22 protein-coding genes are annotated in these 25,463 nt (G+C 45.6%); 12 read left to right on the forward strand and 10 right to left on the reverse strand.

Going from position 1 to position 25,463, the window contains the following annotated elements; all coding sequences use genetic code 11:
- Window positions 1-3: 3 nt before the first annotated feature.
- Window positions 4-885 carry a type II secretion system protein GspC gene (gene gspC / locus CWO27_RS12105; RefSeq protein ID WP_102432202.1) on the reverse strand — a complete coding sequence of 294 codons (882 nt, stop codon included), beginning with the start codon at window positions 883-885 and terminating at the stop codon, window positions 4-6.
- 331 nt (window positions 886-1,216) lie between these two features.
- On the opposite strand from gspC, the gene hslR reads away from it, so the two are divergent.
- The 4 genes from hslR to CWO27_RS12125 all read left to right on the forward strand — a co-directional run bounded on the left by hslR (window position 1,217) and on the right by CWO27_RS12125 (window position 6,603).
- Window positions 1,217-1,603: a ribosome-associated heat shock protein Hsp15 gene (gene hslR / locus CWO27_RS12110; protein ID WP_048663055.1), complete on the forward strand. Its 387-nt coding sequence runs from the start codon at window positions 1,217-1,219 to the stop codon at window positions 1,601-1,603.
- Window positions 1,604-1,621: 18 nt separating this feature from the next.
- Window positions 1,622-2,515 (forward strand): Hsp33 family molecular chaperone HslO, encoded by an 894-nt coding sequence (gene hslO, locus CWO27_RS12115; protein WP_048669600.1) that lies wholly within the window; start codon window positions 1,622-1,624, stop codon window positions 2,513-2,515.
- A 337-nt stretch (window positions 2,516-2,852) separates the two neighbouring features.
- Window positions 2,853-4,478: a phosphoenolpyruvate carboxykinase (ATP) gene (gene pckA, locus CWO27_RS12120; protein WP_048661293.1), complete on the forward strand. Its 1,626-nt coding sequence runs from the start codon at window positions 2,853-2,855 to the stop codon at window positions 4,476-4,478.
- Between the two features lie 154 nt (window positions 4,479-4,632).
- Window positions 4,633-6,603, forward strand: coding sequence for an AsmA family protein (locus CWO27_RS12125; RefSeq protein ID WP_107899024.1), 1,971 nt, complete (start codon window positions 4,633-4,635; stop codon window positions 6,601-6,603).
- A 44-nt stretch (window positions 6,604-6,647) separates the two neighbouring features.
- Here the strand turns inward: CWO27_RS12125 and CWO27_RS12130 are convergent, their stop codons facing one another.
- Genes CWO27_RS12130 through CWO27_RS12140 form a run of 3 tightly spaced genes read right to left on the reverse strand, consistent with a single transcriptional unit; the run spans window position 6,648 to window position 8,947 of the window.
- Window positions 6,648-7,583: a bifunctional GNAT family N-acetyltransferase/hotdog fold thioesterase gene (locus tag CWO27_RS12130; protein WP_048661291.1), complete on the reverse strand. Its 936-nt coding sequence runs from the start codon at window positions 7,581-7,583 to the stop codon at window positions 6,648-6,650.
- A gap of 16 nt (window positions 7,584-7,599) precedes the next feature.
- Window positions 7,600-8,034 (reverse strand): D-aminoacyl-tRNA deacylase, encoded by a 435-nt coding sequence (gene dtd / locus CWO27_RS12135; RefSeq protein ID WP_004735590.1) that lies wholly within the window; start codon window positions 8,032-8,034, stop codon window positions 7,600-7,602.
- Window positions 8,006-8,947, reverse strand: a complete 942-nt coding sequence (locus CWO27_RS12140; RefSeq protein WP_080967389.1) for a virulence factor BrkB family protein — start codon at window positions 8,945-8,947, stop codon at window positions 8,006-8,008. The genes dtd and CWO27_RS12140 overlap by 29 nt, the downstream gene beginning before the upstream one ends.
- Before the next feature lie 221 nt (window positions 8,948-9,168).
- Here CWO27_RS12140 and CWO27_RS12145 point away from each other — a divergent pair, with 221 nt between their 5' ends.
- Genes CWO27_RS12145 through CWO27_RS23595 form a run of 3 tightly spaced genes read left to right on the forward strand, consistent with a single transcriptional unit; the run spans window position 9,169 to window position 10,570 of the window.
- A complete protein-coding gene (locus CWO27_RS12145) occupies window positions 9,169-9,810 on the forward strand; it encodes a DUF2959 domain-containing protein (RefSeq protein WP_107899025.1) in 642 nt (213 codons plus the stop codon).
- A gap of 20 nt (window positions 9,811-9,830) precedes the next feature.
- The gene (locus CWO27_RS12150; RefSeq protein ID WP_107899026.1) at window positions 9,831-10,361 is read left to right on the forward strand and encodes an AAA family ATPase; all 531 of its coding nucleotides are present in this window, start codon (window positions 9,831-9,833) and stop codon (window positions 10,359-10,361) included.
- 41 nt (window positions 10,362-10,402) lie between these two features.
- Window positions 10,403-10,570 (forward strand): hypothetical protein, encoded by a 168-nt coding sequence (locus tag CWO27_RS23595; RefSeq protein WP_170960806.1) that lies wholly within the window; start codon window positions 10,403-10,405, stop codon window positions 10,568-10,570.
- 134 nt (window positions 10,571-10,704) lie between these two features.
- Here CWO27_RS23595 and typA read toward each other — a convergent pair whose 3' ends face one another.
- Window positions 10,705-12,540 carry a translational GTPase TypA gene (gene typA, locus CWO27_RS12155; protein ID WP_017059220.1) on the reverse strand — a complete coding sequence of 612 codons (1,836 nt, stop codon included), beginning with the start codon at window positions 12,538-12,540 and terminating at the stop codon, window positions 10,705-10,707.
- Between the two features lie 562 nt (window positions 12,541-13,102).
- Between typA and glnA the strand changes: the two genes are divergently transcribed.
- The 5 genes from glnA (at window position 13,103) to CWO27_RS12185 (ending at window position 20,757) form a co-directional block, all read left to right on the forward strand.
- Complete coding sequence (gene glnA / locus CWO27_RS12165) at window positions 13,103-14,512, forward strand: glutamate--ammonia ligase (protein WP_048661288.1); 1,410 nt, start codon at window positions 13,103-13,105, stop codon at window positions 14,510-14,512.
- A gap of 215 nt (window positions 14,513-14,727) precedes the next feature.
- On the forward strand, window positions 14,728-15,297 hold the full coding sequence (locus tag CWO27_RS12170; protein WP_102478226.1) for a DUF4124 domain-containing protein: 570 nt from the start codon (window positions 14,728-14,730) through the stop codon (window positions 15,295-15,297).
- Window positions 15,298-15,465: 168 nt separating this feature from the next.
- Window positions 15,466-16,542, forward strand: coding sequence for a nitrogen regulation protein NR(II) (glnL, locus tag CWO27_RS12175; protein ID WP_048663049.1), 1,077 nt, complete (start codon window positions 15,466-15,468; stop codon window positions 16,540-16,542).
- 120 nt (window positions 16,543-16,662) lie between these two features.
- Window positions 16,663-18,066 (forward strand): nitrogen regulation protein NR(I), encoded by a 1,404-nt coding sequence (gene glnG, locus CWO27_RS12180; protein ID WP_107899027.1) that lies wholly within the window; start codon window positions 16,663-16,665, stop codon window positions 18,064-18,066.
- A 108-nt stretch (window positions 18,067-18,174) separates the two neighbouring features.
- Window positions 18,175-20,757 (forward strand): bifunctional diguanylate cyclase/phosphodiesterase, encoded by a 2,583-nt coding sequence (locus tag CWO27_RS12185; protein ID WP_107899028.1) that lies wholly within the window; start codon window positions 18,175-18,177, stop codon window positions 20,755-20,757.
- An 82-nt stretch (window positions 20,758-20,839) separates the two neighbouring features.
- Here the strand turns inward: CWO27_RS12185 and hemN are convergent, their stop codons facing one another.
- The 5 genes from hemN to CWO27_RS12210 form a co-directional block, all read right to left on the reverse strand.
- Window positions 20,840-22,231, reverse strand: a complete 1,392-nt coding sequence (hemN, locus tag CWO27_RS12190) for an oxygen-independent coproporphyrinogen III oxidase (protein ID WP_017070103.1) — start codon at window positions 22,229-22,231, stop codon at window positions 20,840-20,842.
- Between the two features lie 284 nt (window positions 22,232-22,515).
- A complete protein-coding gene (locus CWO27_RS12195; protein ID WP_017060164.1) occupies window positions 22,516-23,004 on the reverse strand; it encodes a DUF2489 domain-containing protein in 489 nt (162 codons plus the stop codon).
- A 6-nt stretch (window positions 23,005-23,010) separates the two neighbouring features.
- A complete protein-coding gene (gene yihI / locus CWO27_RS12200) occupies window positions 23,011-23,568 on the reverse strand; it encodes a Der GTPase-activating protein YihI (RefSeq protein ID WP_017060163.1) in 558 nt (185 codons plus the stop codon).
- On the reverse strand, window positions 23,568-24,206 hold the full coding sequence (locus tag CWO27_RS12205; RefSeq protein WP_107899029.1) for a class I SAM-dependent methyltransferase: 639 nt from the start codon (window positions 24,204-24,206) through the stop codon (window positions 23,568-23,570). Before CWO27_RS12205 ends, yihI begins: the two co-directional genes overlap by 1 nt.
- 557 nt (window positions 24,207-24,763) lie before the next feature.
- Window positions 24,764-25,381, reverse strand: coding sequence for a c-type cytochrome (locus tag CWO27_RS12210; protein ID WP_012602993.1), 618 nt, complete (start codon window positions 25,379-25,381; stop codon window positions 24,764-24,766).
- Window positions 25,382-25,463: the final 82 nt, after the last annotated feature.

The raw sequence follows: 25,463 nt of genomic DNA on the forward strand, positions 1-25,463 counted from the left end.
GTTTTAAAATTCAATAAACACTTCATGTTGTTGACCATCTCTCTCGACGACGAGATTTAACTCTGTCAGCTCTGAGATAGAACGGAATATGTTGCCCATAGCGGCTGGGTCTGTCAGGTCTTGTCCATTTAACTGAGTAGCAATATCTCCGTTTTGGAGCCCCACTGAGTTAAAAAGTTCTGAATCTTTGCCAGGGCTCACACGATAACCAATAACACTATCGTCGCGCTTCACCTGAGACAGTCGAACATATTGGAAGATTTGTTGCGGATCTTTCATTATCTTCGCTTTAATTTCATCAAGCTTCTCTTCTGCAGAAGCCGGGTTATTACCACGAACCGAAGAAGAGGCTCGAGGTGACGCAGGCGCTGATACGGCCAAACGCTTGTACTCAATACCTTCAAGCATCAGGGTTTCGTCTCGTCCTGAGTTATCAATGATCACGCGATCGACTAATACCGCTTTGAGCTTGGCTCGGGTGCCTTCAATCTCTTCATTAATCCCGTAGGTCGCTTGCGTGCCGCGATTCGCGATCACTGCTAAGCTCAGTTTTGGATTAGAACTAGCGACTGCACCCACTAAAACGAGGTTTAATCTTGTCTTAGGCGCATCTTGAATAACTTGCTGTTCAACTACAGCGGGCGTGCTTGGGTTGTAAGCTCCAAACATGTTGCTCTGCTGCAAAGAAGATATATCCAGGGTCGATTGAGGCGTTGAAGACGATGAAGCCGATGCTGCCCAAGGCACGACGGTGTGCTCGGCAGGTTCGATAAACCATGCAAGCTGCCCTAAAATCCATGCGGAAGCAGCAATCAATACACAACAGATCGCTAGGCTTAGTTTCTGCTGAAGTACAAACCCATTCTCTAATAAGCGGCTCAACATAGGAGAATTACCTACGCGACTTTTGAGCTCTAAAAAGTTCACTTTCCTTGTCCCTTTTCATGACGACAAACGCTGCAAATCATTAAACTTTCAGCTTTTTTATTCATTCGTTCGATACCAAGCTTATTTAAGCAATAAGATCTTAAACTATATCATAGCAAATCGATAAATCGGCATAACATGGCTATTTTGTATTATGACTTGAAAAAAATGCCAACCGCCTCCACATAAAACCTCTACCTAATGTGATAAGCATCATCAAAAACATGTTGCGCACTGTTCATTACAGTTAAACCGCATTCATTTCTTACTAAATAAGGCACTGCCCTATATGAAAACTGCTAATGAAGCTGTCAGACTCGATAAATGGTTGTGGGCAGCACGCTTTTACAAAACTCGGTCCATTGCTCGTAACATGGTCGATGGTGGCAAAGTCCACTATAATGGTCAGCGCAGCAAGCCAAGTAAAATTGTCGAACTTGGGGCTGTGATTACACTGCGCCAAGGTAATGAAGAAAAGACGGTGACTATCGAGAAAATCTCTGCTCATCGTGGTGGAGCTCCAATCGCTCAAACCCTCTATGAAGAAACCACCGAGAGCTTGGCAAAAAGAGAAGAGTTTGCGACACAGCGTAAACTGAATGCTCATAACCCAGCTCCAGAGCGTCGCCCTGATAAGAAGCAACGTCGTGACATCATTAAGTTCAAGACTCAATAAGCTAGAAGGAATAGCCAAATGGCAGACCCAATGTCTACAAGTAATGTTTTAAATCGCTACCTATTTGAAGACCTATCAGTACGTGGTGAATTGGTACAAATGGATGAAGCGTACCAACAGATTATTTCTAGCAAGGAATACCCAGCACCAGTGCAAAAACTACTGGGCGAGCTATTGGTATCAACAACGCTATTAACTGCGACCTTAAAGTTTGAAGGTTCTATCACGATGCAATTGCAAGGTGACGGCCCTGTATCTCTAGCAGTTATCAATGGCGACCACGATCAGAAGATCCGTGGTGTTGCTCGTTTTGAAGGCGATATCGCAGATGACGCAGGTCTACACGACCTAATGGGTAAAGGTCACCTAGTGATCACTATCGATCCTAAGAAAGGTGAGCGCTACCAAGGTATAGTTGGTCTTGAAGGCGACACACTAGCTGAAGTACTTGAAGGTTACTTCGCAAACTCTGAGCAGCTTAAGACTCGTCTATGGCTACGTACTGGTGAGCACGAAGGCAAAGCACATGCTGCAGGTATGTTGCTGCAAGTTATGCCTGACGGCACTGGCACACCAGACGACTTCGAGCACCTAGAGCAACTGACAGATACAGTGAAAAACGAAGAGCTATTTTCTCTTGAAGCAAACGAACTGCTTTACCGTTTGTACAACCAAGAGAAAGTACAGCTATTCACACCACAACCGGTTGAGTTCTTCTGCGGCTGTTCACGCGATCGAAGCGCAGCTGCAATCATTACCGTTGCTCAAGAAGAGATCTACGACATCCTAAGTACCGAAGGAAGCGTTGGTCTGCACTGCGATTATTGTGGCACAAACTACTCGTTCGACAAGAACGATGTTGACGCACTGTACGCAGAAGCAGCAGATAAAGGCAGCAATACGGTTCATTAATTTACGGCGTACCTAAAACACGTAATTTACCCCAAAAAGGTCAGCACTAAGCTGGCCTTTTTTGTGATCAAAATAGCGCAAACTCCGTAACATCTCGTAATAAAATCACCGCTTAATTTTAATCAATTAATAATGTTCTCGCCCCTAGCGCAAAGGTTTGCGTACAGGATAGACTAGTTAGGCCAATATGTGACGAGACACTTAAAACCCCAAGATTAATATGGATACTTTTTGAGCTGTATCCCTGTTTCCCCAGAGTCTCGTTGCTAGCATGGTGAGCAGATAACAATAAAAAATTAATACAAAATCCCTACAAAATATCCTACAAGGAGCACCTATGACCGTTATGGAACATACAAAGGCTGCACAAATTGATCTAACTAAGCACGGACTGACTGGCGTTACTGAAGTTCTTCGTAATCCTAGCTACGAGCAGTTATTCGTTGAAGAAACACTGCCAGGTTTGGAAGGCTACGAAAAAGGCGTAGTAACGGAACTAGGCTCTGTTGCGGTAGACACTGGTATCTTTACTGGCCGCTCACCAAAAGATAAGTACATTGTTAAAGATGACACGACCCGCGATACCATGTGGTGGTCAGATCAAGGCAAAAATGACAACAAACCGATTACAACTGAAGTATGGAATGAGCTGAAAGAGCTTGTGACAACTCAGCTATCTGGCAAGCGCCTGTTTGTCATCGACGGTTATTGTGGTGCTAACCCTGATACGCGCTTAAGTGTACGTATTATCACTGAAGTAGCGTGGCAAGCGCACTTCGTTAAGAACATGTTCATTCGTCCAACAGACGAAGAGCTAGCAACGTTCGAACCAGATTTCGTGGTAATGAACGGTGCTAAAACAACCAACCCTAATTGGGAAAAACAGGGTCTGAACTCTGAAAACTTCGTTGCTTTCAACCTAACAGAGCGCGTTCAAATCATCGGTGGTACTTGGTACGGCGGTGAGATGAAGAAAGGCATGTTCGCAATGATGAACTACCTGCTTCCTCTGCAAGGCATTGCTTCAATGCACTGTAGTGCAAACGTCGGCGAAAAAGGCGATGTAGCCATCTTCTTCGGCCTATCTGGTACAGGTAAAACAACTCTATCAACCGATCCTAAACGTGAGCTAATCGGTGATGATGAGCACGGTTGGGACGATGATGGCATCTTCAACTTCGAAGGTGGTTGTTACGCGAAAACCATTCGCCTATCTAAAGAAGCAGAACCAGAAATCTACAATGCAATCCGTCGCGACGCACTACTAGAAAACGTAACGGTTCGTGGTGATGGTTCTATCGACTTTGATGACGGTTCAAAAACTGAGAACACTCGTGTTTCTTACCCGATTCACCACATCGATAACATCGTTAAACCAGTCTCAAAAGCAGGCCATGCTCAAAAAGTTATCTTCCTGACTGCTGATGCATTCGGTGTACTACCACCAGTTTCTAAACTGACTCCAGAACAAACGAAGTACCACTTCCTATCTGGCTTCACTGCGAAACTAGCAGGTACTGAGCGTGGTATTACTGAGCCAACACCAACATTCTCTGCGGCATTTGGTGCGGCGTTCCTTACTCTTCACCCAACTCAGTACGCTGAAGTGCTCGTGAAACGTATGGAAGCAGCTGGCGCTGAAGCTTACCTAGTGAACACAGGTTGGAACGGCACAGGCAAGCGTATCTCTATTCAAGATACTCGTGGCATCATCGACGCAATCCTAGATGGCTCTATCGACAAGGCTGATACTAAGGTTATTCCTATGTTCAACCTAGAAGTGCCACTAGCGCTACACGATGTTGACCCAGCGATTCTTGACCCACGCGACACGTACACTGACCCACTACAATGGGAAAGCAAAGCGAAAGATCTAGCAGAACGCTTCATCAACAACTTTGACAAGTACACAGACAACGCTGAAGGTAAGTCACTGGTTGCCGCTGGTCCTCAACTGGACTAATCCAACCATCTGCTCGGGCTTAGCCAAAAGCGAACGTCCAATTTAAAATGATATTTTTGTAGCAAGCCCCTCTTTTGAGGGGCTTTTTTGTTGATGCTTGACCCTTTTTGTTCCACTCTGTTTTAAGACTATTGAGATTTAAGGCTTTCAGGGAATGAAAAAGGTATTGATGGTATTCGGCATTGTGTTGGCTATCGCCGTTGCGTTTATCGCAGCATTGCTGTTAAGCCTACAAACCCAATACCGCGCCGATGTTGCTAACTTTTTTATCAAGCATATGATTGAACAACCTGTGCTCATTGAAGATGTTGAGTATCAGGCGCCTTATCACATCACCTTAATGGGCATCACCCAAAGCCAATCGGAAAAACAACCACCCCTGTATATCGACAAGGTCGACATCTGGTTCAGCCCAGACTCTATTCTTGAAACTAAGCTGGTTTTGGACTCTGTATTGATCAGCGGACTGCAGTTAGAAGCCAACGATCTAGACACATTCACATCAGTGTTTACCCAACCAAACCTCAAGCTCCGTCAGCTAGCAATCAATAACCTAGATTTCTCGACTCCAGACTTTAATGCACGAGGCATCGACCTTCAGATCGCCGACCCCGTGTGGGATAACCAAAACTCACTGCTACCTTATGGCAAAACCCAACTTTCAGCCTCGCAGTTATATTGGCAAAGTGAAGCATTCGATAATCTGTTGATTGACCTGGACCTAAAGCCGAGTGACAGCACCCTTTATGGTACTTCGTTTGACTGGCGTGGCGCTAAGATTTCCGGACAAGCAGAGCAATATCAGCAAGATTGGTCGTTAGTGAATGTGACCATCGATGGCTTACGACTCAATCAGCAGCAAACCCAAAGCCTACTAAGCAAAGAGTGGGATGTGGCAGGTATTCAGATTAACCACATCAACAGCCTAGATATTCTGCGTAGCGATGTAGAGTGGAAAGGTGGCCATCTCGCAGCCTTTGATGCCTCGTTAGAAAATATCCAACTACCCTTTGAACCGTGGAAGCAACAGAAAGCCATTTTCTCTCTGCAAGCAGAAGGAGTGACCATTGATGATGACATGTTCATCGAGCCAAACCTCAAGCTCAACCTAGAAACAAACCAGATTCTGATTGAAGATTTCTATACTCAATTCCTGCAAGGCACTGTACAGCTTAATGGCGAGGTTACTCCTAGCAGCATTGATTTAACGCAGCTCGACCTGCAAGGAATAAAATGGATTACTGAAAGCCAAGATAAAAATCTCCCTGCTACTCGCCTAATACCTTGGTTCACACAGCTCCAGAGCATCGAGGTTAGCCGACTTAACATAGAACGCAGTCAACTCATCCAACTCGCACAACAACCTTACTGGCAGGTCTCAGGATTACATGTCGAGGGTCATCAAGTTCAACTGCTGCAAGATAGAAAGCTAGGTTTGTGGCAAGGGAAGCTGATGGCGAGCGCCAATGATGCCAGCTACCAAAATATTCTCAGCGCACAGCCAGTGATGGAAATGAATAGCGAACAAGGGAAATGGACGCTGACACGTCTGTTTGCACCTCTCAGAAATGGCTACATTGAAGCCAATGCGACACTCGACTTTAACCAAATCAGCAAGCCATGGAGCTTAGATATTTCTGCCGATGGGTTACCTATTGCGCCTATGCTGCAGCGACTCGAATTACCACTCGATGCAACCGGTTATGGCGAATTCGAACTTCAAGCTTCAGGTTTATATGGCGACTCACTGATGCTGGGCTATTCGACCACAGGTCAACTCACTGGTAGCGTTCGCCAAGGCGTGATGACCTTTAACGACAGGCTTTCTGAAACTTCAACCGATAACGTATTCGAGATCCCAGAGCTCAATGCCAATTTTGACCGTGGACGCTTCACTCTCGAACCGATGCACATTATTGGTGCATCGGCAGCAGAGCAAGGCGAACAAAGGATTCAAACGCTCAATGGTGAGGTTTCTGGAGAGCTCGACTTGCTTAAAGCCGAGCAACACACCCTATCGATTACCCTATCGGACACATGCCATCAAATCTCAGGCAAGCTCACCCAAGCGGAGTATTCGGAGATTAACGACTGCCAACAAAAAAGCGCCACTCCTCAGGAGTAGCGCTTTCAATCAATAATTCTATCTATCATCAAGCGAGCGTGAAGTTATTCACTCGCCTTGCTATCCGTCGATAGTATTTTCTTATAATCAGGGATCAGCATATAGGTACCGGTAAACTCTACCGCTTCCACATCGCCGCTGTGAATGGTCACGTGAATGATGATACGTGCCTTTCTGCCTGACGCGAGGCGGTCTAAATCACCACTGATACCGTCTAACGAAGTAGAGGCAACAGGATTTTGCTCAACCGGATGACGATAACGAATATTACTGTCTGCCAATACGATATCACCGGTCAGGCCACGCTCTTTCATCAGTAACCACGTCATACCCCAACCCGTTAAAGTCGCAAGCGTAAAGGCGGAGCCTGCAAACATGGTGTTATGCGGGTTCAAATTAGGATTCAGTTGAGCACTACACTCAAATTGGTAACCTGTATATTGGTTAATCTTGATGCCCATCTTGTCACTGATCGGGATCTGATGTTCCCAGCGCTGCTGCAGCTCATTACACCATTCAGGTTTGCGCAGTACATCCGCCATTGGGTCAAGGTGCTTAACCATTTGTTGGTGACGCACAGGGCCACGTTGGTCGTTAATCTCACCGCGACGTTCAAATTCATTCTTCTCATAGAATGAGATCGCATCTTCACGTGCATTACACACCAAGCGCTTAGCGCCCTCTTGACGCGCTAATGACTCTAGCGCAACCAAGATCAGTGAGCCCATGCCTTTGCTTCGGCGAGAGTTCTTCACCGCCATGTAGCGGATCTGACCTTCTAGATCTGGGGTGATATACAGACGACCAATCGCCATCGGGCGACCACGGCCATCAACAATCATACGATGGTGACTCATTGGGTCATATTCATCGCGCTCTGAACCTACCGGCATTCGCCAAGGTTCACGGAGCATCTGCCAACGAAAATGGTAATACTTGTTTAGCTGATTTTCGGTGGTCGGTGTTATGAGTTTAAACATGCTTATTCCTTTAAGCCTAAACCTGCAGCCAGAATGTTACTGGGCCATCATTAACCAAAGACACTTTCATGTCGGCTGCGAAGCGGCCACGTTCCGTTGGCAACACTGATTCACATTGGTCAGAGAAATAGTTGTAAAGACGCTCTGCATCTTCTGGGTGAGCACCACGAGAAAACCCTGCTCGTGTCCCTTTCTTGGTATCGGCTGGCAGAGTGAATTGAGACACCACTAATACCTTACCTTCTACCTGTTTCACGTTGAGGTTCATTTTATCGTCTTCATCTCCAAAGACACGATAAGTAGTTACTCGTTCCATCAAACGCTTGGCTTTGGCTTCGTCATCACCTTTTTCTACGCCTAACAAAACCAATAAGCCTTGCTCAATCTCACCAACTACTTCGCCATCAACACGGACGGCAGCTTCACTTACTCTCTGGATCAGTGCTATCACTGTTGTTTCCTTGCTCTGTGATTTTGTCTTTATCCGACGAGTGTACCATTTCTTTCGAGTCACTCCACTGTTCCTGCTCACCCAATGCGGCCGTCACCTCAGCCCCCACCAGCACGATCAACCAGCACAAATACACCCAAACAAACAGAATAGGAATTGCCGCTAATGCGCCATAAATCAACTGGTAAGAAGGGAATTGCGTAATGTAGGCTGCAAAGCCTTTCTTACTGAGTTCGAACAACAGAGCCGCAACCAGAGAGCCCGCTGCTGCATGAGAAAAGTGTATCTTTTTGTTGGGAACCAGCAGGTACAGACCGAAGAACGCAAAGAAAGAGAGAATCAAAGGAAGTTTGCGAATCACGGTATTAAAGGCACCAGACACCACCTCATTTTGCAATAAGCTCAATGATGTCACGTAAGACGTTGCAGCAATACTCGCACCGACCAAGATAGGTCCAAGCGTGAGCACCATCCAGTACATAGAAAAAGACAGCACCGCACGTCGCTTTTCCGTTACTCGCCAGATGTAGTTTAGGTTCTTATCAATATTCGAGATCAGCATCAGCGCTGCAATGAATAAGAACACACTACCTACCGCCGTCATCTTGCCGGTATTGGCAACGAACTCTAACAAAGCACCGTGCACCGCATCTCCTGATGCTGGAACAAAGTTGGTAATGACGAAATTTTGAATCACCACGCCAACATCAGCAAAGACTGAGAATGACGACAAGATAGAGAGCAAAACCGTCAACATCGGCACAATTGAGAGCAAGGTAATGTACGCCAAGTACCCCGCATTCACGTTGACTCTATCATGCGTCATGCGCGCCAAAAGATAGCGAGAAAACTGAATACTGAGTGTGGCGACCTTTTTTATCTTCAACTTGTAACTCCCTGGTAACTCGTTCATAGTCCTAATTATTATTCCGTTATATTAATCACAGTAAGTAAATGTTCAAAAATAGCGTAGGAAAAAGGCTTGAGAACAAGGAAGCCCTTCTCGGCAAAGAATAGTTTCGATAAGTAGTCATTCTACAATCAAAAATTCTAACGCCGTTATCGAGCATTTTAACAAGCTAGATTGAGCAGTTATTTACTACGATTGATATTATTTAGCTATAGGAAACTAGGATGCCTTATTTAATAGTTATAGTCCTCTCTATTTTTACTCTTACTGGATGCCAGTCAGCTTATTACTCCGCAATGGAGCAAGTGGGTTACCACAAACGTGACATTATGGTCGACAGAGTAGAAGACGCGAAAGAGTCACAGCAGGATGCTCAGGAAGAGTTTACCAGCGCACTTGAAGCACTCAGTAGCCTGACTAACTTCAGTGGCGGTGACTTGGAAAACATGTACAACCAGATCAACGATAAATACCAAGACAGCGAAAAAGCAGCGCAAAATGTCAGTGACCGCATCGCAGCGATTGAGGATGTGTCGGATGCATTGTTTGAAGAGTGGCAGGGTGAGTTAGACCTCTACACCAGTGATTCACTGCGCCGCTCGAGTGAGCAAAAGCTGCGCGAGACTCAATCCTCTTATAAGACCATGTTGTCAGCAATGAAGCGTGCTGAGAAGAAGATGGATCCCGTGCTCAATACCCTTCGCGACAACACGCTTTACTTAAAGCATAACCTCAATGCGAGTGCCGTTGGTTCATTGCAGGGAGAGTTTATGAGCTTAGAAAAAGACATCGCCTACGCGATAGAACAGATGAATGCGGCGATAGCAGAATCGGATAAGTTCTTAGCTCAACTGAACCAGAAGTAGCGCTACAGAGAAACAACACCATGCAGCCTATCATTATTACTGGCGGTCCCGGAGCCGGAAAAACAACTCTGATTAATGCCTTGGGTGACATGGGTTACCCAACCTTCGCAGAGTCCTCTCGCCAGCTGATCGAAGAACAAAGTCAGATTGAAAACGGTATCTTGCCTTGGCTAGACCTTCCGGGCTTTGCTGAGCTATGTTTAGGTGTAATGAGCGAGCAGAAAGAGCAAGCGAGGCAGCACCCAACTGCATTTCTCGATCGCGCGATTCCAGATATCGGTGGCTATTTGGCTCAGGCTAAACTAGATATAGATGCGACTTACCGAGAAGCAAGCAAGGGTTATCACTCACAAGTCTTGTTCTGCCGCCCAGAGGCTTCGATTTATGTTCAAGATGAAGTGCGCCCTTACCCCTTTGAAGAAGCATTAGAGATTCACCACGCGCTGGTCAACGTCTATCAAGAGCTAGGTTATGAGATCGTTGAAGTACCATTTATATCGGTAGCTGAGCGAGTTCAATTCGTTGAAAGCCACCTAGGAATCAAAAGCTAGATTCCAGATATCTCGTCCCTCAATTCTGGAATGACGATTCGATGAGTAGATATAAAACACGCTCTTCGTATCACGCATCTCGTCTACTCGCACTAAACAAACCACCGTCATTCCCTACAGCGAGGAACGAGCGTGATAGGGAATCTCTTCCATGCCGTAAAAAGATTCCAGATATCTCGTCCCTCGATTCTGGAATGACGATTCAATGAATAGGTATGGAACGCGCTCTTCGAATCTCGCATCTCGTTTACCCGATCTATCCTAATGCCATATAAAACAAAAGCCCCGAGCAGCTAGGCTACTCAGGGCTTTCTTAATTAGCTAGAAGCTAGTCAGCTGGCAATTAAGCCTTAGCTGGACGTGCTGCACGCTTACGTTCGTTTTCAGTAAGAAGCTTCTTACGGATACGAATGCTTACTGGCGTTACTTCTACTAGTTCGTCTTCGTCGATGAACTCAAGAGCTTGCTCTAGAGTGTGACGGATAGGTGGCGAAAGAACCTGTGCTTCATCAGTACCTGATGCACGAACGTTCGTTAGCTGCTTACCTTTCAGACAGTTTACTGTTAGGTCGTTTGAACGGTTATGAATACCGATGATTTGACCTTCATATACTTCATCCGCGTGCTCAGCAAATAGACGACCACGTTCTTGTAGGTTGAATAGTGCGTAAGTCAGAGCTTTACCAGTAGCGTTCGAGATTAGAACACCGTTGTTACGTTGACCAATTACGCCGCCTTTGTGAGGACCGTAGTGATCAAATGAGTGGTAAAGAAGACCAGAACCAGACGTTAGCGTTAGGAACTCAGTTTGGAAACCGATAAGACCACGAGAAGGCATCATGAAGTCCATGCGAACACGGCCTTTGCCATCTGGAGACATATCAGTTAGCTCACCTTTACGTAGACCGATGTTTTCCATGATGCCACCTTGGTGCTCTTCAAGCACGTCGATAGTCACAGTTTCAAACGGTTCAGTTAGGTTGCCATCTTCGTCTTTCTTGATGATAACTTCTGGACGAGATACAGCTAGCTCGAAACCTTCACGACGCATGTTTTCGATCAGGATAGATAGGTGAAGTTCACCACGACCTGAAACACGGAAACGATCTGGGTTATCAGTTTCTTCAACACGTAGTGCAACGTTGTGTACTAGTTCTTTCTCTAGACGCTCAAGGATGTTACGTGAAGTAACGAACTTACCTTCTTTACCCGCGAACGGAGAAGTGTTTACTTGGAACGTCATTGTTACTGTTGGTTCATCAACAGAAAGCGGAGTCATTGCTTCAACATTGTTTACGTCACAGATAGTGTCTGAAATTTTCAGCTCACCAAGACCAGTGATTGCAATGATGTCGCCAGCGTTAGCTTGCTCAACTTCGTGACGGTCAAGACCTAGGTAACCAAGAACTGTACCTACTTTACCGTTACGTTTTTTGCCTTCTGCATTTACGATAGTTACTTGTTGGTTTGGCTTAACAGAACCACGAGTAACACGAGCAACACCGATAACACCTACGTAAGAGCTGTAATCAAGTTGCGAAATTTGCATTTGTAGTGGACCGTCAAGGTCAACTGCAGGCGCGTCTACTGTATCAACAACAGCTTGGAACAATGGTTCCATGTTCTCGCCAGTTTCGCCTTCAGTCATTGTTGCCCAACCGTTTAGAGCTGAAGCGTAAACAACTGTGAAGTCTAGTTGCTCATCAGTAGCACCTAGGTTGTCGAAAAGGTCGAATACTTGATCCATAACCCAATCAGGACGAGCGCCTGGGCGGTCAATTTTGTTGATTACAACGATTGGCTTAAGACCGTGTGCGAATGCTTTTTGCGTTACGAAACGAGTTTGAGGCATTGGGCCGTCAACTGCGTCAACGATAAGCAGAACAGAATCAACCATAGACATGATACGCTCAACTTCACCACCGAAGTCCGCGTGTCCCGGAGTATCTACGATGTTGATGCGGTAATCATTCCAGTTGATTGCTGTGTTCTTAGCAAGAATGGTAATGCCACGCTCTTTTTCGATGTCATTCGAATCCATGACACGCTCTTCAGCTTCACCACGAGACTCAAGAGTGCCTGACTGTTGTAGCAGTTTATCAACCAAAGTCGTTTTACCGTGGTCAACGTGCGCGATGATCGCGATATTTCTTAACTTATCAATCTGTGGAGTAGACATGGATTCTCGATTCACTCATAAAAGTAGCCGTCACTTATCTCAAAAGTTTGGATAATAACCGCTAGCTTGATTTAAAAAACGGTCAATAATATACCAGATTCTAGACAAAAACCCAGAAATATGTGATCTGAACCGGGGCTTTTTTCTTTATTAGCGATTCATATCCGCTTAACTTTGATTCAGTACAGTATTGAACAGCCAAATTCGTAGAACTCTAAAAAAGCATCACCTGCGAGTGGCGAGCCAAATCTCCCGCAAAATAAAAAAAGTGGATTGACAACTTAGGCAATTCATTGCTGAATGGTGCTCGCTTATGTCTCATATTGGTGCACAGATAAACCACTGCACCAACAAGGTGCAACTAAAGATCATTTTGGTGCAAAAACCAGATTAAGCAAAATCAAAAAACAAGTAAATCATTGAAATTAATGGAATAATTTTTTTGGCACGTTTTTGGCTATAGATAAATCAGCATCGATTAATGCACTTAGAGACATTAATCAATGCTAGTTTCAACCGAATCGAGCTAATACCGAATTAATAACACTGGAGGTTATCCAAGATGTCAGTAGAAAATGTACTATCCCTGATCCAAGAGAACGAAGTTAAATTTATCGACTTACGTTTTACTGATACAAAAGGTAAAGAGCAGCATATCTCTATTCCTTCTCACCAAGTTGATGCAGACTTCTTCGAAGAAGGCAAAATGTTTGACGGCTCTTCAGTAGCTGGTTGGAAAGGCATTAACGAATCTGACATGGTAATGATGCCAGACGCAGCATCTGCTGTACTGGACCCATTCACAGAAGACGCAACACTAAACATCCGTTGTGACATTCTTGAGCCTGCAACAATGCAAGGCTACGACCGTGACCCACGCTCTATCGCTAAACGTTCTGAAGAGTACCTACGTTCTACAGGTATCGCAGACACAGTTCTAGTTGGTCCAGAGCCAGAGTTCTTCCTATTTGATGACGTTAAGTTCTCAAACGACATGTCTGGTTCTTTCTTCAAGATCGACGACGTAGAAGCAGCTTGGAACACAGGTACTGAATTCGAAGGTGGTAACAAAGGTCACCGTCCTGGCGTTAAAGGCGGTTACTTCCCAGTAGCTCCTGTAGATTCATCTCAAGACATCCGTTCAGCAATGTGTCTAGTAATGGAAGAGATGGGCCTAGTAGTTGAAGCTCACCACCACGAAGTAGCAACTGCGGGTCAAAACGAAATCGCTACTCGCTTCAACACGCTAACAGCGAAAGCTGATGAAACTCAAATCTACAAGTACGTTGTACACAACGTTGCTCACGCATTTGGTAAAACAGCGACATTCATGCCTAAGCCACTAGTTGGTGATAACGGTTCTGGTATGCACGTTCACCAATCTCTAGCAAAAGACGGTGTTAACCTGTTTGCTGGTGATAAGTACGGCGGCCTATCTGAAATGGCTCTTTACTACATCGGTGGTGTAATCAAGCACGCTCGTGCAATCAACGCGTTTGCTAACCCATCAACTAACTCGTACAAGCGTCTTGTACCTGGTTTCGAAGCACCTGTAATGCTTGCTTACTCAGCACGTAACCGTTCTGCTTCTATCCGTATCCCAGTAGTACCAAGCCCTAAAGCACGTCGTATCGAGCTACGTTTTGGTGACCCAGCAGCTAACCCATACCTATGCTACTCAGCAATGCTTATGGCTGGCCTTGACGGCATCAAGAACAAGATTCACCCAGGCGAAGCTATGGATAAAGATCTATACGACCTTCCTGCAGAAGAAGCTGCTGAAATCCCAACAGTTGCAGAATCTCTACAAGAAGCTCTAGCAGCGCTTAGCGAAGACCGTGAGTTCCTAACAGCTGGCGGCGTATTCTCTGACGACTTCATTGATTCTTACATCACTCTGAAATCTGACGACGTACAACGCGTGAACATGGCTACACACCCACTTGAGTTTGAACTGTACTACTCAGTTTAATCTCCAGTAGAGATAAGCTATTTCTTACTGCAACCTTGTAAGAATCGCTGACTAAATATTAGGCTCGCCTCGCAGGCGGGCCTTTTTTATATTCTCTCGACGCTCCCCTCCTCGTAACATACCTTAGACAAAAGCCCTCAGAGGCTGTCGCGCGAAATACAATAAAACCAACGCCAAACGTGAAATCATCTAACGGTGAAAAAGAGGCTAACGATATGAAAAATATACTGTTCCTGATCGGGTTAACAGTCGCACTCTCATGCTCAGCTCAAACAGTGTATACCTGGGTAGATGAAGAAGGCGTGCTCCACTTTAGTGATAACCCTAGCGCTCAAGATGCCGAAGCCCTTCGCCTGCCAGATGTGCAAGCTGCAGCACCCGCTCCTAAATTTGAGGCCTCGACTCCGGTTGACGCCGCGGCTTCATCTACAACTAAAACGGCAACGCCAGCTAAAACTCAGGCAGAAACAGAAACCACAGAGCGCGAGGTTCCCACTCAATTAGTACTCACCATGTTGACTCCAGTTCATGACCAAACTATTCGTAGCAACCGTGGGTTAATCCCGATTCAGATAGAGCTCAACCGAAAACTTGGTATTGGAGAGCAGTTACAATTAATGCTCGATGGCCGTCGTTATGGCGCTCCTCAAACCCAACCTAACTGGGAATTAAAAGGTATCGATCGAGGTACTCACACCATTGCAATTCAAGCACATAGAAGCGGCAAGCTTATTGCATCTACTAGTCCAGTCACCGTGTATTTACATCGAGCGACGCTCAAGTAGGCCAATGTGTTAAAAGAGACCAAATAACCTCTACTTTTCACCTAATCGAAGCAGCTTTCAGCGACTCTAATGAATTATCTTTAGCTTCTGGTTGATATGCGCCATACTTGAACTTAGCTACGCACCATTTTGGTGCAGTGAGAAAAACACCAGTTCAAGGACGAAATAGTGAATCGATCAGCCAAAAGCGACAGCATAGATACACATCATCTTTCCAGCGCCATTCTCGACAATATGGTGACTTCGACATTGATGCTCGATGAGCAATTGTATGTGCGATACGCCAATCCGGCAGCTGAACAGCTCTTTTCGCAGAGCGCACGACGCATCGTTGATCATCCACTAAGCCAACTTATCCAACACGCCTCATTGGATTTGGCACTGCTAACGCAACCGCTACAAAGTGGCCAGAGCATTACCGACAGTGACGTGACCTTTGTGGTTGATAACCGCCCACTGATGCTTGAGGTAACAGTTAGCCCAATCTCTTGGCAGCGAGAGACGCTGTTATTGGTTGAGATGCGAAAAATAGACCAGCAAAGACGCCTCAGCCAAGAGCTTAACCAACACGCACAACAGCAAGCAGCTAAGCTGCTGGTGCGTGGATTAGCTCATGAGATAAAGAACCCACTAGGTGGCTTAAGAGGAGCGGCGCAATTACTTGGCAAGATGCTCCCTGATCAATCTTTGAATGAATACACCCAGATCATTATTGAACAAGCCGACCGCTTAAGAGCCTTGGTCGACCGTCTGCTTGGTCCACAGAAGCCGGGAACCAAGTCAGAAGAAAACCTTCACCAGATACTTGAAAAAGTAAGGCAGTTGGTCGAGCTCGAATCCGGATCCACACTGGCGATTGAGCGAGACTACGATCCAAGCCTGCCACCAATAGTGATGGACTCAGCGCAGGTTGAACAGGCGATGCTCAATATCGTGAGCAATGCGGCGCAGATTTTAAAGGCACAAGATTCGGGCAAAATTACCATTCGCACCAGAACGGTGCATCAAGCCAACATTCATGGTCAGCGACACAAACTCGCTGCACGCATTGAGATCAGCGATAACGGCCCAGGCATCCCCGATGATTTAAAAGACACGCTTTTTTACCCAATGGTTAGCGGACGAGAGGGTGGCACAGGCTTAGGGTTATCGATATCTCAAAACCTGATCGATCAGCACAACGGAAAAATTGATGTTGAAAGTTGGCCAGGTAACACCACATTCACGATTTATCTACCGATTTAGGTCACAAGAACCTCGCGATTAGACAGCGAGATGAAGACTCAACTCGGTAACACAAAGATTAAGACATCATAAAAACAACAATGATTATCACAATAGATTTGGCTGCAAAGGAATTGAATTATGAGTAAGGGATACGTTTGGGTCGTCGATGACGACAGTTCTATCCGCTGGGTAGTAGAGAAAACACTTTCATCTGCGGATATAAAGTGTGAAACATTTGCTGATGCTGAGAGCGTATTACTTGCGCTTGAACGCGAGACTCCTGACGTATTGGTGTCTGATATTCGTATGCCCGGCATTGACGGGATTGAGCTGTTGCATCAGGTTCATCAACGCTCTCCCGACCTGCCCGTAATCATCATGACCGCGCACTCAGACCTCGATGCTGCGGTGAATGCTTATCAAAAAGGCGCCTTTGAGTATCTACCAAAGCCGTTCGACATTGATGAGACACTGACTCTCGTAGAACGAGCGATTGCGCACAGCCAAGAACAGAAACGCGAGCAAGCCAATGAAGTCGCTGAAGACACCAATGCGCCAGAAATCATCGGCGAAGCACCTGCGATGCAGGAGGTTTTCCGAGCTATTGGCCGTTTGTCTCGCTCATCGATATCCGTGCTGATCAATGGTGAATCGGGTACGGGTAAAGAGCTGGTTGCCCACGCGCTGCATCGTCATAGCCCAAGAGCCAAGAAACCCTTCATTGCTTTGAACATGGCAGCGATCCCCAAAGATCTGATCGAGTCTGAACTGTTTGGCCACGAGAAAGGCGCCTTTACCGGAGCCAACAGCGTTCGCCAAGGACGTTTCGAACAAGCCAACGGCGGCACCCTATTTCTGGATGAGATCGGCGACATGCCACTCGATATTCAGACTCGCTTGTTACGTGTACTTTCTGATGGTCAATTCTATCGTGTAGGTGGACACTCTGCGGTTAAGGTTGACGTGCGTATCGTTGCGGCAACCCACCAAGATCTTGAGCGCTTGGTACATGAAGGTGACTTCCGTGAAGACCTTTTCCACCGCCTCAACGTTATCCGAATCCATATCCCAGCGCTGCGCGAACGTAAACAAGACATTGAAAAGCTAACTCACCACTTCCTAGTATCCGCCGCCGAAGAGCTCGGTGTTGAAGTGAAGACACTGCATCCTGAGACCATTTTGAAACTCAACCAACTCAATTGGCCGGGTAACGTGCGTCAGCTTGAGAACATTTGTCGTTGGCTCACCGTGATGGCGAGCGGCAGCGAAATTCTCCCTTCAGACCTGCCACCAGAGCTGTTGGAAGAAAAAGTGGTGACAACCTCAGGAGCTGGAGATAACTGGCAACAACTGCTCGCTAATTGGGCAAAGTGTGCGCTTGATTCAGGAGAAAAAGAGCTGCTGACTTATGCTCTGCCAGAGTTTGAACGTATACTGCTAGAGGCTGCACTCACCCATACTAATGGTCATAAACAGGATGCAGCTAAGGTTTTGGGATGGGGAAGAAATACCCTAACTCGTAAACTCAAAGAACTGTACTAGACCTTATATTATTTTCGATGCAGCTACTTTTTAACCAAAAAAGTGTCGCTTGGTTTGAATAGTGTCGGTACAATTACGGTACACTATTCACCAAAGTTGTAGCTAAAGATGTCTTTGAAAACACAAATTACTTTGAGAACCGCAGTGGTTCTGCCATTCGTGATGATTTTTCTGTTCACTATGGGCGTAATGGTTTTCACTCAAAAGCTAAGCTACAAAGAGATGGTGAGTGATGTTAGTGCACGCCAACTAACATCACTGACTGATAATGTTCATCAAAGCCTGTCTAATTTTTTAGAAAAGCCATTTCATGCGAACCTCTCGCTCAGCCATAACATCGGCTACCACCACCTTTATCAAGCGGGTAATCTCAGCAAGGTCCAAGACTATATTTTTTATACGTTTTCAGACCATTACACTGCTGTACCTCAACTCGATGTTATCGGCTTTGGTTCTGAAGATGGTAACTACGTCGGTTTCCGCAAAGAAGCCAATAAAGGCTACACCTTGATGGTGCAAGACGAACGCACCAATGATCAGTTGGTCATTTACCGTGGCAGTAAGATCAGTGAAGACATTCGCTCGGTAATTTCAGGTTACGATCCAAGAATCCGTCCTTGGTACACACCCGTTGCGACACAGAAAAAACCGTTATGGTCACCAATTTATGCCAATGCTGACGAGCGCCAAGAAATCACCTTATCTGCTCTCGCACCTATCTATGATGATAACGAATTCAAAGCCGTCGTAGTCAGCGACATCAAGATCAATACCTTCAATGCATTTCTCCGAAAGCTCAAAGATAGAACGGATGCCTCTGTTTACATCATCGATAAACAGCAACGCTTAGTCGCGCATTCAGGCGGAGGCAGTGTCGTTTCATGGGGCACAGGAAAAACCCACAAGGGCCAACGTCTCCTCGCAACAGAGAGTGCTAACCCCGTCATACGTGAAAGCGCCAGTTACGTAGACCAATTCCACCTAATCGATAATTTGGGCGAGCAGCGCTTTAGCTTCCGCCTAGACAACGAACGCTACTTCAACCAAATCACCCCTTACGAAGATGAGCACGGCCTCACGTGGTTTATTGGGGTGTCGATCCCTGAAAGTAATCTGCTCGGTGAATTGCCAGAAAATCAAAGAAACAGTTGGTTGCTCGGGCTGGCACTGAGTTGCCTTGGGGTCATTGCAGGATTAATTGCCTTTAATCGTGTAACCCAACCGATAACCTCGACAGCGGATGCAGCAAAACGCCTTGCTAAGGGCGATTGGGACACGAGCATGCCAAAGATGGGTCATATCTATGAAACTAGCATGTTGGTGGAGTCATTCAATGAAATGACCAACAACTTAAAGGCCTCGTTTCACGCGTTACAGTCTCAAGTTACCTATGACTCATTAACTAAGCTATACAGTCGTGAAGGCTTTATTGACGCTGCCAAGAAACATCCTGACAACGAAAAAGGCACGCTGTATTTGATTGGTATTGATCGCTTCCGAGACATCAATGACAGCCTAGGTCATTACAATGGTGATCAGCTGCTTATCATTTCGGCCGCACGCTTAAGAGGCACACTGCCATCCGAATACCTGCTGGCTCGTACTGGTGGTGATGAGTTTGCCATCTATGCGCCAAACGTTACGCAAAGCGATGATGTTCAGCTCCTGACTAATCGCTTACTTCAAACCTTCGCTTCCCCATTTTCAATGGAATCGGAGAGCGTGGTGATTAAGGTATCGATGGGGATAGTGAAGGTCTCGAATCTCCACGACATCACACTACTGTTACGCAGCAGCAGTATTGCATTGAGCAATGCGAAACAAGACAAAACCAATGTCAGTATTTATAGCCCTGAAATGGGCAAAGCATCAAGACATCGAACCAAGATGCTAGCGCGGATGAATCGAGCGATTGAGCTTCAGCAGTTCGAACCGTTTTACCAGCCTATTATTGATCTGGAATCCGGGTCAACTATTGGAGCTGAAGCTTTAGCTCGCTGGATAACCGATGAAGGGGTGATCTCGCCACTCGAGTTCATTCCTCTCGCGGAAGAGAGCGGGCTCATTTACGATATCGGAAAACAAATTCTGCATAAGTCGTGTCGAGATACAGCCATCGCGATTGAGTCAGGAAAGTGGAGCAAAGATTTCTCGATTCACGTAAATCTATCGGTCGATCAGCTAAGCGAAAGTGGCTTTGTTGAACAAGTAAAAGGCACGTTGCGAGACACAAAGCTGCCAGCAAGCAACCTGACACTAGAGATCACCGAATCACGCATCGTCGACAACGACCCGACCATCATCGATAACATGCTGACACTAAAAGCATTAGGGGTCTCAATCGCAATTGATGATTTTGGTACTGGCTACTCTTCCCTAGCCTATCTGCAAAAGCTGCCATTTGATTGCCTGAAAATCGATCGTAGCTTCGTTAGCAAGCTAGAAAAAGAGAACCTAGATAGCTCCATCGTCGCGGCCATCGTTAACATCACTAAGGGTTTCAAAGTGAGCTTGGTGGCCGAAGGCGTTGAAACACAGCAACAGGCTGAACTCCTCAAACAGCTGCAGTGCCCGCTTGCTCAAGGGTTCTTATACAGCCGTCCAGTTCCGTTTGACCAATGGCCTACCGACCTCAACAACTCCAAGCAAAGTGCCAAGGTAAAACAAAATACCACTGAGAGCCTCACCTAGTCAGGCAGAAATCGAATGAGTCAGATATAAAAATGCCAGCATGATGCTGGCATTTTTTATGTTTCTATTCTCAATCGAGCGATTAGATAACGCGAGAGAATTGCTGCTGGCGAGCCTTAGCGCGTAGATACTTGTCAAAGCACATACAGATGTTACGGATCAGCAAACGGCCACGCAGAGTAACGCGGATTTCTTTGTCATCGACTTCAACCAAATCATCGTTGATGAAGGTTTGTAGAAGCTCTAAATCTTCTTTGAAGTAGCGATTAAAGTTAACCGAGAACTCAGACTCGATCATGGTTTTATCAAGCTTGAAGTTACAGATAAGCTGCTTGATCACTTCACGGCGTAGAAGGTCATCACTGTCTAGTGCCACACCTTTCCAAAGTGCATGACGCAAATCATTCACCTGAGCGTAGTACTTCTTCAACTCTTTTTGGTTTTGTGCGTAAGCATCACCAACCATAGAAATCGCAGAAACACCGAAACCAATTAAGTCAGCTTCACCTTGGGTGGTGTAGCCTTGGAAGTTACGATGCAGAATACCTTCACGCTGTGCTACGGCTAGCTCATCTTCAGGTAGTGCGAAGTGATCCATACCAATGAACTGGTAACCCGCTCCCGTTAGCGTCTCGATGGTATCTTGCAAGATAGCCATTTTCTCTTTCGCTTCAGGTAGATCTTCGTCTTTAATCTTACGCTGCGCCGCAAACAGCTGAGGCATGTGTGCGTAGTTAAATACCGATAAACGGCCCGGCTTCATTTCTAACACTTGCTTCAATGTTTCAGCGAACAAAGCTTGAGTCTGCTTTGGTAGGCCGTAGATCAAATCCAGATTAGTTGAACGGAAGCCTAGCTCTTTCGCTCGTTTAACCATCGCAATGATGAACTCTTCATCTTGCTCACGGTTAACCAGTTTCTGCACTTCTTTATTGAAGTCTTGCACGCCAATGCTCAGGCGGTTGAAGCCTTCGTTACGCAGGTGGTCAAGTACGTCTAGCTCAATCTCACGCGGGTCAACTTCAATACTGATTTCAGCGTCAGCGGTGAAGTTAAACTCTTCACGCAAAATACTCATCAAACGAGTGATTTGTGTTTTGGTCAAGAACGTTGGCGTACCACCACCGAAGTGCAATTGCGTCACTTCACGGCCATTCAATAAAGAGGCGCGTTGGCGGATTTCATGTTCAATCACATCAAGGTACTCATCCGCTTTATGCGAGTGACGAGTAATGACTTTATTACAACCACAGTAGTAACAAAGCTTGTGGCAGAACGGGATATGCACGTAAAGAGAGAGTGGACGCTCAGGATATTGAGTACACGCCATGTCGTAATCAGCGACGGTAAACGCTTCATGAAACTCCAACGCAGTTGGGTATGAGGTGTAACGAGGTCCCGAATAGTTGTACTTGTTTAAGATCTCTTGATCCCAAACGATTTGCTGATTCGTTGTTACTGGCTTGCTCGACATAGCGGTATTTCCAATTTAGATCCGCGAGAACCTAAGGTCTCTCAAATCATTTTACATACATTAAAATATAGACGGGTTATTTTGCCACACGACCTGTAAGGTCGTTCCAAGACAAAATCAATTTTTTAGACAAAAACTCAGAACTGCTAGCTTGATCACTAACAAAGCGTCGGGATTAACGAGACGCAAAAGGTAAGAAGGCTCATTTAACACTATCTATAAAGATAAGGTGTCTCAAGAACACCCTGTATTAAACAAGCCTCTATTTTAAATAGTCTTAGCGACTAGATCATCTGAATGTTGATTTGGTTGTTGAGAGGTTTAACCTTCTCTTGCAACCTTTTCAGATCTTCAATGACCGCATCATTCAAGCGAGTCTCTGCCTTATGGCGCGTGAGATTCTGCTGCATGCGCTCTTTCTTCGTCAGTTCCTGTCTTGCCTCTCCGCGAGCCATATCTTTTACGATATGGTACAGCTCAGAAAGAGCAGGATACTCAGAATCAAAATCGACACGCTCATCACCCTGAACATTATCCATAATGATACACACTCGGATACTGATCTCAGGTAAGTCACATTGCCCTTGAATGCCCGCTAAGCACAAAGTATTTACGTTTTCGTAAATCGTCGCGTTGCGTTTTTCAATGGCTAGTGCTTGATGCTGCTTTTGCAACTCCGTCTGCTTCTTCACTTGAAGTAGAAGGTAACCTGCGTAAGAGCCCAAGCCGAGAATGATAATTCCACCAGCAATTGCTAATAAGGTTACGTTCACTGGCTATTAACCTTTAAAGCTGTCTAAATCGAAATCTTCGAATTGAGATAGCAAGTCTTCGTCAGAGCTCGCTTTCTTCTTAGAGGCAACCGGTGCTTCTTCGAAGATCTCTTCTTCATCGTCTTCTGGCTCTAGTAGACCTAAGCGTCCCATTAGGTGTTCGATACGATCAAGTTTCTCATCAACAAACTTCTGTAGACCAGCACCTAGGTTTTCACCATTTTCGATACGATCTAGGAGTGTGTTCAGTTGAGCGTCATTCTCAAGCATCTCTAACTCTTGTTCGTTAGATAGCTTGCGCTCTTGTTTAGTCGGCTTCTTCGCTGGTTCAACGATCAGCGGAATTTTTTTCTTGCTGCCTAAACGTGGATCACGAGCTTGTGCAGCTTTACGCTGTTTTGCTTCGCTACCATCTGAGTGACGGCTGCCAGACTTAAGGCCTTTACGCTTTTTAACACGCTTACGTTCACGACCTTCAACATCAGATTCACTACGGTTACGAGTAACCATAGGCTCCGGAGCGCCAAGTGCTCCCGGCTTTCTTGATTTCTTACTACGACCCATTACTGCACTTTCCTCAGTAAAATTACATCATTTCCAAAAAATTCTAGTTCGAGCTTATCCCGCTCTGCCAAAAACTGGAATGTTTGACGACTAAAGAAGACGACATGTGTCGGGTCATTCTTGTAGTGCCAACCAGCAAACGCGTCTACGTCTATTACTAGTTTAGTCATAAGACCAATCCAGCCCTTGGGTTTAACTAAATTCAACCATTGCTGCCACACTTTGTGTGGGTGATAAAGATGCTCTATCACCTCCGTGGCAGTCATAAAGTCATACGTTTTTTCCAACACAGAGGGTTCTGGGTGGTAATAGATATCGTACAACTCCATGGTGTGTCCGGCTTCTTCTAACATAATAGATAGCGTAGGGCCTGGGCCACAACCAAAATCCAACCCGTGTGAGTTAGATGAAATTTTGTCTGTTAGTGGATCCGCGATGCGAGATAAAAAGCGGCGATAGCCTGCATCACTAGGATCGTTCTCATGGAGATCATAGTGTGCTTTTTCTTCTTTTGCTTCTAACCTTTGTTCAGGTTTAACAAATACCAGTTCACATTGCTGACACTGCAGATAGGCTCTGCGTTTGTCTTCAAAATAGTGATTCACGCCTTGGTGATGGCATAAGGGACAAGTATACATAGCACATCCTTAAACAGGGATGCGAAACATACCAGAAACTGAGTTTATAGTGGAGAGGTATTGGGTGTTTTTTCATCAAATCAATAAAAAAAGCGATAGGAAAACCTATCGCTCTCTAAATCTGCCTATATCGGCCAAAATTTGCATACTCAACTTGGTACACAAATCTCCATTTGTTATTGGTGCTTTCCATGCCAAATTTGTTTGTTGTTCATCGTCCTGATGAGTTTTGGCTATCCTTTTCTAACACCTTGTTGCTGGGCTGTCCTAGCCTGATCCATTTCTGTCTATACCGTTAGACTAGATGATCATCCATATCTAAGTCAGCTCCTAGCTGATGGCGGTTACTTTACCGTGTTACAAAAAGACTACAAGAGTGCGACTTCACACTTTTGTACACAAATCGATCACACATTGATAAATCAGACATAAACACAAAACGCATTAATAAAACCAATACAAAAGAAAACGCCCCGACCATTACTGATCGGGGCGTCTCTTCAATCTCGCTCGAACGTACATTCCTTTACTCTGGCTAAGAGCAAGAAACCGACAAATTAGTGTAAACCACCAACGTACTTCGATAAGGTATCAATATCAGCGTCTGTTAACTTTTTAGCTACATCACGCATCATCGCATTCATGTCGTTATTACGGTCACCATCGCGGAATTTTTCAAGTTGAGCCTTGATGTAATCTGCGTGCTGACCTGAAATCTTAGGGAAACCAGAAAGTTCGGTACCATTACCACGAGGGCCATGACAAGCAATACACGCCGTTACGCCGCGTTCTGCGTTACCCGCTGTGTAAAGAACCTTACCTTCATCTACTACATTTTCAGGAGTAGAGTTACTAGAGATAGGTAGAGAGGCGTAGTATGCCGCTAGGTCAGCCATATCTTCTTCAGATAAAGGCATCGCCATTGCACCCATTACAGGTTCGTAACGACCTTGCTTACCACCACTTGTCATACCTAGCTTAAGCTCTTTTAACTGCTTCTCTAGATACTTCTCATGTTGACCGGCCAGCTTAGGGTACTGAGTGATCAGACTGTTGCCGTCAGCACCGTGGCAGGCAACACATGTTTGTGATTTGGCTTTACCAGCTTCAATACTACCTTGAGCCCATACTGAGCAGCTGGCTAAAAGACTCAAAATTAGCGCTAATTTCTTCATGACATTCCATTATAATTATCAAGCTTCCAGTACCACTCTATGTTGCCACTCATGGTACAATAGGCGACCTTATGCCGAGCAC

The sequence above is a fragment of the Vibrio sp. 10N.286.51.C3 genome (assembly GCF_003050065.1).
GTDB classification, from domain to species: domain Bacteria; phylum Pseudomonadota; class Gammaproteobacteria; order Enterobacterales; family Vibrionaceae; genus Vibrio; species Vibrio crassostreae.

Coding starts and splice junctions, on each gene's coding strand:
- gspC (WP_102432202.1), bottom strand. CDS start 885: ATGTTGAGCCGCTTATTAGAGAATGGGTTTGTACTTCAGCAGAAACTA.
- hslR (WP_048663055.1), top strand. CDS start 1,217: ATGAAAACTGCTAATGAAGCTGTCAGACTCGATAAATGGTTGTGGGCA.
- hslO (WP_048669600.1), top strand. CDS start 1,622: ATGGCAGACCCAATGTCTACAAGTAATGTTTTAAATCGCTACCTATTT.
- pckA (WP_048661293.1), top strand. CDS start 2,853: ATGACCGTTATGGAACATACAAAGGCTGCACAAATTGATCTAACTAAG.
- CWO27_RS12125 (WP_107899024.1), top strand. CDS start 4,633: ATGAAAAAGGTATTGATGGTATTCGGCATTGTGTTGGCTATCGCCGTT.
- CWO27_RS12130 (WP_048661291.1), bottom strand. CDS start 7,583: ATGTTTAAACTCATAACACCGACCACCGAAAATCAGCTAAACAAGTAT.
- CWO27_RS12140 (WP_080967389.1), bottom strand. CDS start 8,947: ATGAACGAGTTACCAGGGAGTTACAAGTTGAAGATAAAAAAGGTCGCC.
- CWO27_RS12145 (WP_107899025.1), top strand. CDS start 9,169: ATGCCTTATTTAATAGTTATAGTCCTCTCTATTTTTACTCTTACTGGA.
- CWO27_RS12150 (WP_107899026.1), top strand. CDS start 9,831: ATGCAGCCTATCATTATTACTGGCGGTCCCGGAGCCGGAAAAACAACT.
- CWO27_RS23595 (WP_170960806.1), top strand. CDS start 10,403: ATGAGTAGATATAAAACACGCTCTTCGTATCACGCATCTCGTCTACTC.
- typA (WP_017059220.1), bottom strand. CDS start 12,540: ATGTCTACTCCACAGATTGATAAGTTAAGAAATATCGCGATCATCGCG.
- glnA (WP_048661288.1), top strand. CDS start 13,103: ATGTCAGTAGAAAATGTACTATCCCTGATCCAAGAGAACGAAGTTAAA.
- CWO27_RS12170 (WP_102478226.1), top strand. CDS start 14,728: ATGAAAAATATACTGTTCCTGATCGGGTTAACAGTCGCACTCTCATGC.
- glnG (WP_107899027.1), top strand. CDS start 16,663: ATGAGTAAGGGATACGTTTGGGTCGTCGATGACGACAGTTCTATCCGC.
- CWO27_RS12185 (WP_107899028.1), top strand. CDS start 18,175: ATGTCTTTGAAAACACAAATTACTTTGAGAACCGCAGTGGTTCTGCCA.
- hemN (WP_017070103.1), bottom strand. CDS start 22,231: ATGTCGAGCAAGCCAGTAACAACGAATCAGCAAATCGTTTGGGATCAA.
- yihI (WP_017060163.1), bottom strand. CDS start 23,568: ATGGGTCGTAGTAAGAAATCAAGAAAGCCGGGAGCACTTGGCGCTCCG.
- CWO27_RS12205 (WP_107899029.1), bottom strand. CDS start 24,206: ATGTATACTTGTCCCTTATGCCATCACCAAGGCGTGAATCACTATTTT.
- CWO27_RS12210 (WP_012602993.1), bottom strand. CDS start 25,381: ATGAAGAAATTAGCGCTAATTTTGAGTCTTTTAGCCAGCTGCTCAGTA.